The following is a 12,326-nucleotide window of genomic DNA, read 5'->3' as shown; positions in this document are numbered from 1 at the left end:
TCCAGTTCGACTCCGGCAAGACGTATCGCACCAAACTGAATTTGTGGTCACTGCTGAAGCGATTTCACAGACTTCGTCTTCACGTTCGTCACATTTCCCGAGCGCTCCAGCACGCCCTGGCCCACGATGAACAGGGCGCCGTGGATCTGCTTCCGGCACGCCTCGTACACGTCCGGAGGCACCACGAGGTTCGCAATCCCCGTCTCGTCCTCCAGTGAGATGAAGCAGATGCCCTTCGCCGTCGGAGGCCGCTGCCGGCAGATGAGCATTCCGCCCACCGCCACCTTCTGCCCCGAGCGCACCCTCTTCAGCCCCTCCGCCGTCACCGCGCCCATCTTCTTCAGCGTGGGCCGTAGCAACTCCAGCGGGTGCTTCTCCAGCGACAGCCCCACCGTGTCGTAGTCGGCGACGACACGCTCGTAGAGGTTCATCGACGGCAGCTCCACCTCCGTGCCGTCCATCGACATCCCGAAGAACAGATCATCCGAGTCCAGCGGCCCCAGCGCCTGGATCTCCCACAGCGCCTTGCGCCTCGAGCCACACAGCTCCGCCAGCGATCCCGCCAGCGCCAGCCGCGTCAGCTCGTGTCTCGGAATCCTGGCCCTTCTCGCCAGTTCTCCCACGTCGCGGAAGAGCTCGCCTTCCCTCTTCGCCGACTCCACCCGGCGCCCCGCGGACGCCCCCAGCCCCCTCACCATCCGCAGCCCCAACCTCAGCGCCTTCCCGCCGTCCTCCAGCGTGCAGTCCCACTTCGAGCGCTGCACGTCCACCGGCCGCACCTCCACCCCGTGCCTCTGCGCATCCGCCACCAACGTGTGCGGCGCGTAGAAGCCCATCGGCTGGGAGTTCAGCAGCGCCGCCGTGAAGGCCCCCGGGTAGTGGCACTTCAGCCAGCTCGACGCATACGCAATCAGCGCGAAGCTCGCGGAGTGGCTCTCCGGGAAGCCGTAGTGCGCGAAGCCTCGGAAGTTGTCGAACCATTCTTCTGCCTGGGCTCGTGCGTACCCACGGGAAATGCAGCCCTCCACGAAGCGGCCCCGGTACTGCAACAGCATCGACTCCGCGCGTTTGTGGCTCAGCACCCGCCGCAGCCCGTCCGCCTCCCCCGCCGTGAAGCCCGCCGCCACCATGGCCAGCTTCATCGCCTGCTCCTGGAAGAGCGGCACGCCCAGCGTCTTCCCCAGGATCTCTTTCACCGCCTCGCTGGGGTACTCCACCTTCTCCACCCCGTTCCTGCGCCTCAGGAACGGGTGCACCATGTTCCCGACAATCGGGCCCGGGCGGATGAGGGCAATCTCCACCACCAGGTCGTAGAACGTCCTCGGCTTCAGCCTCGGCAGCATGTTCATCTGCGCGCGGCTCTCTATCTGGAACACGCCCACCGTGTCCGCCTCGCACAGCATGTCGTAGACCTTCGGGTCCTCCGGCGGAATCGTCGCCAATGACAGCTCACGCCCGTGGTGCTCTCGAATCAGCGCGAGACACTTCGACAGCGCCGTCAGCATCCCCAGCGCCAGCAGGTCCACCTTCAGCAGGCCAATCGAGTTGATGTCATCCTTCTCCCACTGGATGACCGTGCGGCCCGGCATCGCCGCGTTCTCCACCGGCACCAGCTCCGTCAACGGCTCCCGCGTAATCACGAAGCCGCCCACGTGGATGGACAGGTGTCTCGGAAAGCCTTCCATCTCCATCGCCAGGGACAGCGTCTTCTGCACCCGGCTGTCAAAGGCAGACAGCCCCGCCTCCAGCAGCACCTCCGGCGTCACCTGGAACCCGTTCGCCGCCGCCACCTTCGACAGCTTGTCCACCTGGTCCAGGGACAGCCCCAGCGCCTTGCCCGTCTCGCGCAAGGCCAGACGGCCCCGGTAGCAGATGACTTCACACACCATGCCCGCCCGCTGCCGGCCGTGCTTCTCGTAGACGTACTGGAGCACCTCCTCGCGGCGCTCGTGCTCGAAGTCCACGTCGATGTCCGGCGGCTCCTTGCGCTCCATGCTCAGGAAGCGCTCGAACAGCAACCCCATCCGCACCGGGTCAATCGCCGTGATCTGCAACGCGTAGCAGACCGCCGAGTTCGCCGCGCTCCCCCGCCCCTGGCAGAGAATCCCCCGCCCTCGCGCGAACTTCACGATGTCCCACAGCGCCAGGAAGTACCCCGCGAAGTCCAGCGCGGCGATGAGCTTCAATTCATGTTCAATCTGCCGCACCACCTCCGGCGGCACGCCGCCCGGATAGCGCACCGCGAGCCCTTCATACGTCAGCGCGCGCAGGTGCTCGTTCGCCGTGCGTCCCTCGGGCAGGTCCTCCTCCGGGAAGCGGTAGTGCAGGTCATCCAGCGAGGCATGGCAGCGCGAGGCCAGCTCCCAGGAGCGCTCCAGCGCCTCCGGCCGGTCCGCGAACAGCCGCGCCATCTCATACGGCCCCTTCAGCGTCCGCTCCGCGTTGGGCAGCAGCAGCGTCCCCGTCTTGTCCACCGTCGTCCCGTGACGAATCGCCACCAGCACGTCCTGCAACGGCTGACGCCGGCGGTGGTGCGTGTACACGTCGTTGTGCACCACCACGGGCACGCCCAACTCCCGCGCCAGCGCGTCCACCCGCGTCTCCCGCGCGAAGTCCCCCGCCGACAGCGTCCGGCACAGGCCCACGTGGAAGCGCTCCGGGAAGGCCTCCGCCAGCGGGGCCACGCGCTCCACCGGGCACGGCTCCGGCAGCAGCGCGAGCAACCCCGCCGAGCGGTCCGCCAGCGCCCGCCAGGGCAGCCCCGCCTCGCCCTTCGGGTGCGTCATCCGGCTCTGCGACACCAGGCTGCACAGGTTCGCGTAGCCGGTCGCATCCGCCGCGTACACCACCACCGGCGGGGCATCCTCCAGCGTCAGCTCGGCCCCGAGGATGAGCTTCAGGCCGTGCTCCTTCGCCGCCAGGTGCGCCTTCACCACCCCGTACAGCCCGTCCGCGTCCGTCAGCGCCAGCGCGCGCAACCCGAGCCTCGCGGCCGTGGCCACCAGCTCCTCCGGATGCGAGGCGCCGCGCAGGAACGAGAAGTTGGAGCGACAGACGAGCTCGGCGTAGTCCACGGCCGATCAACATACTGGCCGGGCGTTCAGGCGCTAGGTTGGATCTGCACTCAGCAGGCGAGGAGACGTCATGGGTTGATGTCAGTCAGGACGATCCGGGTACACGCCGCCCCGCTTGAGGCCTCAGCAATGCCGGTCGATGGCCGACACCAGCTCCTCGAGCCGCGGCGGCTTCTTGATGAAGGCGGCCGCATTGAGCTTCTCGGCATCTCCGCACACGTCCCGGTACGCGGACACCACCACCACCGGGATGCCGGCCAGCGCCGGGTCCTGCACCTGCGCCTCCCGGAAGGCATGGCCGTCCATGACGGGCATCATCAGGTCCAGCAGGATGAGGCACGGCAGCGCCTCCGTGCTCTTGAGCCAGGCCAGCGCCCGCTCGCCATTGGCGGCTCCCGTCACCTCACAGCCCTGGTCCTCCAGGAGCTCCACCATCGCCTCGCGGATCTCCGTGTCGTCCTCGACCACCAGCACCTTGTGCCGCTTCACGAGCCCGCCTCCTCTCCAACGGATGCCTTCGGAGCCGCCGCCGGCTTCGGCGCGCGCGGAAGGGTGACGATGAACCGGGCCCCGTGGGGTCGCACGCTTTCGATGGCGATGGCGCCCCCGTGCGCCTCGACAATCTGCCGGGCCACGTACAGCCCCAGCCCCATCCCACCGAAGTGACGCATCGGGGCCGCGCGCTCGAAGCGGCCGAAGATGCGGTCCCGCTCGGCTTCCGGTACCCCCGGTCCCCTGTCGGACACCGTGAGGACGGCGTTGTCGCCCTCGGCTCTCACCGCCAGCTCCACCGGACTTCCCGCCGCATACTTGAGCGCATTGGACAGCAGGTTGGTCACCACCTGCTCCACGCGCAACAAGTCCCACTCGCCGGTGACGGACTCTCCCAGCCGGAGCAGCAGCTCACAGCCCTGCTGCGCGGCCTGCTCCCGGAAGCGCTCCGTGATTTCCTCCACGGTCCGCGCCAGGTCGATGCGGCTGGGGCTCAGCACGAACCGCCCCGTGGCGATGCGCGACACGTCCAGCAGCGCCTCCACCAGGGCTGTCAGCCGCTCGCCGCCGCGCAGCGCGCGCTCCGCCTTGGAGCGCAGCTTCGGCTCCAGGCCGTGGCTGCCGTGCAACAGGCTCTGGAGCTGGAGCTGGATGGCGCTCAGCGGTGTCTTCAATTCATGCGAGGCGATGGAGAGGAACTCGTCGCGCAGGCGGATGGCCTCCTGCGCCTGGGCGAGCCGCAGGCGCTCCGCCTCCGCGTCGCGCCGCTCCGTCAAATCCCGCGTCACCTTCGCGAAGCCGACGAGCTTCTGGTCGCCGTCCCATACCGGCTGGAGGACGACGTTCGCCCAGAAGCGCGAGCCGTCCTTGCGCACCCGCCAGCCCTCCTCCTCGAACCGCCCCTCGGCCACGGCAATCTCGAGCTCCCGCTCCCACTTGCCGCTCGACACTTCCTCCGGCGGGTAGAACCTCGAGAAGTGCTGGCCGATGATCTCCTCGGGCGTATAGCCCTTGATGCGCTCGGCGCCCGTGTTCCAGGTGGCCACATGGCCCGTCGGGTCCAGCATGAAGATGGCGTAGTCCTTCACGCTCTGGATGAGCAGCCGGAAGCGGAGCTCACTCTGGCGAAGCGCCTCCTCCGCCGCGCGCCGCTCCGTCAAATCCCGCGTCACCTTGCTGAAGCCGTACAGCTTGCCAGACTCGTCCCAGAGCGACGTAATCACCACGTCCGCCCAGAAGCGCGTGCCGTCCTTGCGTACCCGCCAGCCCTCGTCCTCCACGCGCCCGTCCCGCACGGCGGCGCCGAGGAGCCGCTGGGGCCGCCCATCCGCCACGTCCTCGGGCGTGTAGAACCGGGAGATGGAGTGGCCGATGATCTCCTCGGCCTTGTAGCCCTTGATGGCCTCGGCGCCCGAGTTCCACGTCTGGACCCGGCCCTCCGCGTCCAGCATGAAGATGGCGTAGTCCTTCACGCTCTGGATGGCGAGCTTGTAGCGATCCTCGCGTTGGCGAGGTGGCGCCACGGGCTCGCCTTCCACAGGGGACTGGATGGGCTGATGGGCGGTGCTCAAGCAGGTTGTCTCCAATGGAACCCAGGGCCGGGGGCAGCCTAGAGAATGAGGGGCCGGCCCCCTACTTTGAATCCCGGGGGAGACCGAGCAACTGTTCAGTTCCTGGGAGTTCGAACTACCCACCGTGAAGCGCCGGCGGATACCAGGCACGGACGCGCCGTCGCGGCCCCGGAAGGGCGTGGGCTCTTCGCACCTCAAACCACGCGCCTGGGGTGCATCATCCTTCTACAAGGGAGTGCGGGGACGGTGGAGCCGGTGCCTCGGAGCCCATGCGGCCTGCAGCGCCCTCGCCTCCCCTGCCGTTCCCACCGCCATTGTCCGAGTCCGCGCCCTGCGCCGAGAGCTGCGCGCGCCCGGGAATCAATCCCAGACACGCCGTGAGGGATTGCGCAATCCCTCACACCGCCTGGAGCTGGTCCTCGCAGATTTCGTCCAGGAACGAGGAGATGGCGGCGTTCACCGCCTCGGGCTGCTCCAGGTTGCTCATGTGCCCGCCGTGAGGCAGCCGCAGCAGCCGCGAGCCGGAGATGCGCTCGTGCAGCCGGTCCGCCATCTCCGGCAGCGTCACCGCGTCCTCCTCGCCCACGAGGATCAGCGTCGGGGTGACGATGCGGTGCAGCTCGTCCTCCACGCTGCGGCGGTTGATGACGCCGTCCATGGCGCGCCACACCGCGCGCGGGTTGCTGGCGAGCTGCCGGCGCAGCGCCTCCCGCTCCGCCCGCCGCGCGGGGTCATTCATGAACGTGGGCCCGAAGTAGATGCGCATGATGCGGTCCACCACCGGCCCCAGCCCCAGCCAGTGCGTCACCGCGGAGAGCATGCGGAAGCGCGGCAGGTTGCTCGGCAGCTCCGCCCCCGCCGACGTGTCCAGCAGCACCAGCGAGCTCAAGAGCTCCGGGTGCCGCGCCGCGACGCGCAGCCCCACGAAGCCGCCCATGGACAGGCCCACGAAGTGGCACGGCGCCAGCCGCAGCGCCTGGATGACGGACACCGCGTCCTCGTAGACGGTGCGCAGGTCAATGGGCTTGCCGTCCTCGGGGGCCTCGCTGCGGCCCTGCCCGCGGTGGTCATAGCTGATGCAGCGGTACCGGCCCTTCAGCGCCTCCACCTGCCGGGAGAACAGGTGGGAGTCCCATAGGAGCCCATGGCTGAAGAGCACCGGCTCGCCGGGGCCTCCAGTGTCCTCGTAGTAGAGCTTCGCGCCACGAATGGACAGGAACGGCATGGATATCCAGGATACGGCGGTGGTCCGGAGCCGAAACCTCCGGCTCCAGGGCGATTGTTTCCCGCCCTACGCCATGCCCCCACCCCAGGGTTTGACAGGATGGCGAGGCGGCTGCCAAACAAGGGGACCATGGACCTCACCCCCACAGCCTGGCAGCTCTGGATGGTCGCGGCGCTGGTCTGCGGAGCGCTGGAAATCAAGCTCTCCGGCTTCGTGATGCTCTGGTTCGCGGTGGGGGCGCTGGCCTCGTCGCTGGCTTCCGCGGTGGGCCTGGGCATCAACTTCCAGCTCTTCCTCTTCACCGCCGTGTCCGCCGGCCTCTTCGGCGCGTCGCGCACCCTCTTCAAAAACGTTTTCATGCGCACCGCCTCGCATTTGAAGACAGGCGTCGAGGCGATGCTGGGCCAGGAGGCGGTGGTGGTGGAGGCCATTGGCGAGCCCCATGGGGGCACCGTGCGCATCAACGGAGAGCTGTGGATGGCCCGCTCCCTGTCGGGGCTCGTGCCCGAGGGCGAGCGCGTCACCGTGGAGCAGGTGGAAGGTTTGAAGCTTTGGGTGCGCCGCCCTTCGGCGTCGATGTCGGTTCCCCTGGTGGAACAGAAGAAGAAGGAGAGGGGCTAAGTGGACTTCCTGACCGTATTGCTGCTCATCGCGGCGGTGGTGGTGGGCATCGCCCTCATCACCGGCATCCGAATCGTCCCGCAGGCCAAGGTCATGGTGGTGGAGCGGCTGGGCAGGTTCCACAGCGTGGCCACCAGCGGCCTCAACATCCTGATTCCGTTCCTCGACAGCCCCCGGGCCTTCGAGATGCGCGCGGGCAACCGCTACATGCGCAGCAACCTGGTGGACCTGCGCGAGCAGGTCATGGGCTTCGAGACCGTGCAGGTCATCACCCACGACAACGTGAACATGGAGGTCGGCTCGGTCATCTACTACCAGGTTGTCGACCCCCAGAAGGCGCTGTACCAGGTGGAGAACCTGGCGCTGGCCATCGAGCAGCTCACCATGACGAACCTGCGCAACATCATGGGCGGGCTGACGCTGGACCAGACGCTCACCAGCCGCGAGACGGTGAACACCAAGCTGCGCATGGTGCTGGACGACGCCACCGAGAAGTGGGGCGTGAAGGTGACGCGCGTGGAGCTGCGCGAAATCGAGCCGCCCCAGGCCATCAAGTCCGCCATGGCCAAGCAGATGACCGCCGAGCGCGAGCGCCGCGCCGAGGTGACGAAGGCCGAGGGCGACAAGGCCGCCGCCATCCTCCAGGCCGAGGGTGAGAAGATTTCGCGAATCCTCCGCGCCGAGGCCGAGCGCGACGCGGAGATTGCCCGCGCCGAGGGCCACAAGCGCGCCGTCATGCTGGAGGCCGAGGGCAAGGCCGAGGCCACCCGCCTCCTCTTCGAGGCCATCCACCAGGGCCGCGCCACCCCCGAGGTGCTCGCGCTGCGCTACATGGAGACGCTCCAGGAGCTGGGCAAGGGCGACAACAAGATGTTCATCCCCTATGAGGCCACCGCCGCGCTGGGCGCCGTCTCCGCCATCAAGGACCTCTTCGGCGAGACGGCCCAGAAGCAGCAGCGGGCTCCCACCGCCCAGGCCTCGGCTCCCCGCGCCCCGGCGCCCTCCGCCGCCGCGCTGAGCGCCCAGGCCATTGCCCGCGGCACCGCCGTCCCCGAGGCGGCCACGCTCGTCGGCACGCCCGCCGTCACCGCGCGCCGGCCGCGCCCGCCCTCCGAGTCGCAGGACGACTGACGCCCGGTGACGTCCGGCCCGGCGTGGGAACCTTTTCCGCGCCGGTGTGTCCGTGAGGCCGGACACCGCAGTCACCCGGAGACACCATGAAGGAAGCGTTCATCGAAGGCGGCTGGGGGATGTATCCGACGTCGCTCGCAGGGCTCGCCCTCATCCTCACCTGCCTCCAGTACGCGCGCCGGCCCGAGTCGCGCTACGTGCCGCTGATGCTGTCGCTCGGGCTGGTCACCCTGATGGCCGGCGCGCTCGGCTTCGCCTCCGGCATCATCTCCGTGCTGCGCTACTACACCGGCGCGGGCTCGGACGCGCCGACGTCCGTCCTCCTCGTGGGCTTCTATGAGTCACTCCGCAACGTGACGCTCGCGCTGATTCTGACCACGTTCAGCGCCATCGTGACCTCTGTCGGCGCGCTGCGGCTGGCGCTCAGCAACCGGGCAGCCCGCGCATCCTTGGGTTGATGTATTCCGGACGTCAGGGCGCCCGCGCGCGCCCCGTCCAGGAATGCCGCCGGGCGGACAGGGGTTGCATTCCCGTCCGCTTCTGGCCATAGATTGTGCTCGTTCCACCGGAGGGCCTGACACCCCCTCCCTACGCGAGGTCGATTCACCCTTGAGGCTGAGCCGCTGAATCCCCAGGCCCGTTTGCCTTTCCCGCGCTGAGCCGCCTTCCGGCGGGCTCGCGCCCTGGATTCAGGAGCTCGCTTCATATGTCATCCATTCGCGCGCACCGCGTGTCGTTTGCTTTTTCCGACGCCGTCACCGTCCTCTCCGAAGTCGACTTCCACCTCCCCGCCGGCTGGACGGGGCTCGTCGGTGCCAATGGCGCCGGCAAGTCCACCCTCCTCCGCCTGCTGTCCGGTGAGCTGACGCCCACGGAGGGGCACCTCCAATTCGAGCCGCCCTCGCCCACCGTCCGCCTCTGTCCACAGGAGGTGGAGGCGCTGACGCCCGACATCACCGCCTTCGCCGAGTCGTGGGACTCGCTCGCGCGGCGGCTGCACGGGCAGCTGGGGCTGGACGTCACCGCGCTGGAGCGCTGGCCCACGCTGTCCCCGGGCGAGCGCAAGCGGTGGCAGGTGGGCGCGGCCCTCGCCGCGGAGCCGCACGTGCTGCTGCTGGACGAGCCCACCAACCACCTGGACGCGGAGGCGCGCACGTGGCTCGTGGCCGCGCTGAAGCGCTTCCGCGGCATCGGCGTCGTCGTGTCGCATGACCGCTCGCTGCTGGAGTCGCTCACCACGTCCACGCTGCGCGTGCACGGAGGCACCGCGCGGCTGTGGCCCGGGGCGTACTCCGCCGCGCAGGTGCACTGGGATGCGGAGCGCGAGGCGGAGGTGGCCGCGCACCAGGGGGCTCGCGCGGAGGTGCGGCGCGCGGCGCAGCTTTTGGACCAGGCCCGGAGAGATCAGCAGGGCGCCAGCGCCAACCGCCACACGCGCAAGCGGATGAAGGACAAGAACGACAACGACGCGCGCTCCATGGGCGCGAAGGTCGTCGCCGGCTGGGCGGAGGACCGCGCGGGCCAGCGCGTGGGCGTGCTGCGCCGTGAGTTGGAGCGCGCCAACGAGGCGGTGGGTGAATTCGCCGCGGACAAGACGGTGGGCCGCTCGGTGTTCGTGGGCTACGTGCGCTCGCCGAATCCGTGGCTCTTCACGCTCGACGCGCCGTCGCTGCGCGCGGGGGACGTGGAGCTGCTCGGGCCGGTGAAGCTGTCCGTGGGGCGCGAGGCGCGCGTGCGAATCGAGGGCCCCAACGGCGCCGGGAAGAGCACGCTGGTGCGCGCGCTGCTGGAGCACTCGCGCGTGCCGCGGGAGAAGGTGCTGTACCTGCCCCAGGACGTCGGCGCCGAGGAGGCTCGAGCCACGCTGGACGCGGTGCGCGAGCTGCCTCCCGAGGAGCGCGGGCGCGTGCTGTCGCTGGTGGCCGCGCTCGGCGTGGACCCGGAGCGGCTGCTCGCGTCGGAGCAGCCGTCACCGGGAGAGGCGCGCAAGCTGCTCATCGCGCGCGGGCTGGGACAGCACGCGTGGGCCCTGGTGCTGGACGAGCCCACCAACCACCTGGACCTGCCGTCGATTGAACGGCTGGAGGCGGCGCTCCGCGAGTACCCGGGCGCGCTGCTGCTCGTCACCCATGACGCCGCCTTCGCCCGTGCGTGCACGTCTGAATCCTGGCGTGTGGAGCACGGGCGGGTGGAGGTGGCGTCGGGGTAGAACGAGTGAGACGGCTGCTCAGGTGAGCACGTTCCCCACGGCGAGGGAGGTGATGGCGATTTCCAGGGGCTGCGCGCCGGGGCTCGACATGGTCACCGAATAGGTGTCGGTCGTGGTCTCCGCCATGTTCGCCACGGGCATCGTGGAGGTGGAGCTCCCATCGATGTAGAAGCGGATGATGGTGCCTTCGCGGATGGCCTTGACGGTATGGACGCCGTCGGGGAGCGACGAACGGAGCTGCCAGCTCTGGGCTTGCACGCCATTCGCGCCGTAGGCCACGCCGTAGAGCCGGCGTGCCGTTCCATCATGGTCGATCCGGAATCCGAAACCTCCGGAGGTATGTGATGAATTGGCAGTGGCGGCGCCGCGCATGACGTGGACGGACTGGCCGTTGCTCCTGACGTTATCGAACGACCCACTGAAGGAGATGAAGCTGCCTACACCATGGTGTCCCATGACATGGGTGGTGGGGTTGCTCCGCAGCTCGAAGGACTGCGTCGTCGAGGCCGTGGGCGTGCGCATGACCAGGATTCCGTCACCCCGGTCGGCGGAGCCAGCACCCGACGTCACCGCCCCCTGGAAGGAGGCGGTATGCACGACGGTCCCCACGCTGTTCACATGCGTGAGCAGCTCGGAGAGCTGCGACTTCACGTTGCCTGCCGTGAGGCTCCGAAGCGAGGTCCGGATCTCCGAGCTGCCGATGTAGCCAGAACCCGAGCGGACCTCCTCCGCCGAAGCCAGCGTCGAGAGTGAGGGGAACCGAATGTTCAGCGCCGGGATGAACACCCCAAACTCCGGGGTGAGAACCACGATCCTCCCCAGCGTCAGGTAGCGGTGGACGATTCCGGCGGGTGGTGCGTTGAAGGCGAGAAGCTGCTCCACCTCGTCGTTCTCGCGCACCGTTGCCAGCCAGAAATCCCCAGCGACCACGAGGCTGTTCGGCCAGGACAGCGAGAGCTGCAGCTCCTGTGTGGCGAGCTCCAAGGTGCGATCGACCATCCGTGCCTCGCCATGCCTCACGGGCTCGCCGGCGACCTGTGTCAGCACCACGCCCCGGTCCCTGCCCTCGACCAGGGTCCATGTATTGTCCGTCTCCCGCCTCATCACACCCCAGCCGTCCCATCTGCGGACGTAGGGCCAGGCGCTCGGGTTTGGAGGCGAGGCCGGGTAGCCAGACGTCAAGATGCCGCGCACCGGGAATCCCGGCGCGCTGGCGAGGTGTACGCCCAGGTGCCGCTCACTCGAGTCGTTGTAGAACTCGTAGGTCCAGTCGTCCCCCTTGAACTCCTGGGGCACCTGGTCGTCGTTGGCGTACACCTCGGAGGCATTCTCGGACGACCACTTGAATGTGAATTCGGTGGGTTCCTGGGCAGGGCCCTTGACGTCGTGGATCTCGATCCGGAAGACATAGTTGCCAGGAGCCCGCGCGGCATCGGGCTCCGACTCGGTGCCCGTCGGACGCAGCCGCAGCGAGAACCTCCCGTCACCACAGGATGGGTTCAGGGTTGGATTGATGGGATCGACGCCACCGGGGCTGCGCTTCAGCTGACACATCACCTGCGTGCGCGTTGAGGTGTCCGCGCCGTGCAGGCCGGGGTCCTTCAGGTGGGCGTCCTCCAGTGGCAACACGGCCCGTTCCCACACGTCCAGGTACATGATGTCCCCTTCCATCAGGGGATAGGGAGGAAACGGAAGATCCGGCTGGTTGCCGTAGAACACCGACGAGGGGATCTCCGCGGTCAATCCCTGGACATAGAAGGTGCAGGGGTCGATCGACCCTGATAGCGGATCGAACCGAAACTGCGACTCCTCGGTGAACGGGATGCCGCTCCCCACGACGTGGCCGAGCGCCTGGGAGATGCGCTCGTTGATGATGGTGACCAGCTCGTTCCAGTCCGCGTCCGTCAACATCCGGCCCTGCTGCTGGTACACGCCCGAGTAGCGCTTCTCCGGCTGGTGCGAGTGGCGAGAAATCTGTGTCTTCATGATGAGGCTCTTCCTTC

Annotated in this window: 9 protein-coding genes; 4 read left to right on the top strand and 5 right to left on the bottom strand. The window is 68.5% G+C overall.

Annotated features, from left to right (window positions below; translation table 11 throughout):
- Positions 1 to 47 precede the first annotated feature (47 nt).
- The 4 genes from ACVTJA_RS25190 to ACVTJA_RS25175 form a co-directional block, all read right to left on the bottom strand.
- Positions 48 to 3,074, bottom strand: a complete 3,027-nt coding sequence (locus tag ACVTJA_RS25190; protein ID WP_465839811.1) for an error-prone DNA polymerase — start codon at positions 3,072 to 3,074, stop codon at positions 48 to 50.
- A 123-nt stretch (positions 3,075 to 3,197) separates the two neighbouring features.
- Entirely contained in the window at positions 3,198 to 3,563 is a 366-nt protein-coding gene (locus tag ACVTJA_RS25185) for a response regulator (RefSeq protein ID WP_465839809.1), read from the bottom strand.
- Positions 3,560 to 5,137 (bottom strand): sensor histidine kinase, encoded by a 1,578-nt coding sequence (locus ACVTJA_RS25180; RefSeq protein ID WP_465839808.1) that lies wholly within the window; start codon positions 5,135 to 5,137, stop codon positions 3,560 to 3,562. Before ACVTJA_RS25180 ends, ACVTJA_RS25185 begins: the two co-directional genes overlap by 4 nt.
- 397 nt (positions 5,138 to 5,534) lie before the next feature.
- Positions 5,535 to 6,362, bottom strand: coding sequence for an alpha/beta fold hydrolase (locus ACVTJA_RS25175; protein WP_465839807.1), 828 nt, complete (start codon positions 6,360 to 6,362; stop codon positions 5,535 to 5,537).
- Positions 6,363 to 6,491: 129 nt separating this feature from the next.
- Between ACVTJA_RS25175 and ACVTJA_RS25170 the strand changes: the two genes are divergently transcribed.
- From ACVTJA_RS25170 to ACVTJA_RS25155, 4 genes are all read left to right on the top strand, one after another.
- Positions 6,492 to 6,983, top strand: coding sequence for an NfeD family protein (locus tag ACVTJA_RS25170; protein WP_465839806.1), 492 nt, complete (start codon positions 6,492 to 6,494; stop codon positions 6,981 to 6,983).
- Positions 6,984 to 8,114 (top strand): SPFH domain-containing protein, encoded by a 1,131-nt coding sequence (locus tag ACVTJA_RS25165; RefSeq protein ID WP_465839805.1) that lies wholly within the window; start codon positions 6,984 to 6,986, stop codon positions 8,112 to 8,114.
- Positions 8,115 to 8,200: 86 nt separating this feature from the next.
- Entirely contained in the window at positions 8,201 to 8,572 is a 372-nt protein-coding gene (locus ACVTJA_RS25160) for a hypothetical protein (protein ID WP_465839803.1), read from the top strand.
- Between the two features lie 248 nt (positions 8,573 to 8,820).
- Positions 8,821 to 10,323, top strand: coding sequence for an ATP-binding cassette domain-containing protein (locus tag ACVTJA_RS25155; protein ID WP_465839801.1), 1,503 nt, complete (start codon positions 8,821 to 8,823; stop codon positions 10,321 to 10,323).
- Positions 10,324 to 10,341: 18 nt separating this feature from the next.
- Here ACVTJA_RS25155 and ACVTJA_RS25150 read toward each other — a convergent pair whose 3' ends face one another.
- The gene (locus ACVTJA_RS25150; RefSeq protein WP_465839799.1) at positions 10,342 to 12,309 is read right to left on the bottom strand and encodes a DUF6519 domain-containing protein; all 1,968 of its coding nucleotides are present in this window, start codon (positions 12,307 to 12,309) and stop codon (positions 10,342 to 10,344) included.
- Positions 12,310 to 12,326 lie beyond the last annotated feature (17 nt).

It is taken from the genome of Pyxidicoccus sp. M6, from assembly GCF_055568925.1.
Note: the sequence above shows the minus strand (reverse complement) of the source record. Positions and strands in the feature narration are given on the sequence as shown.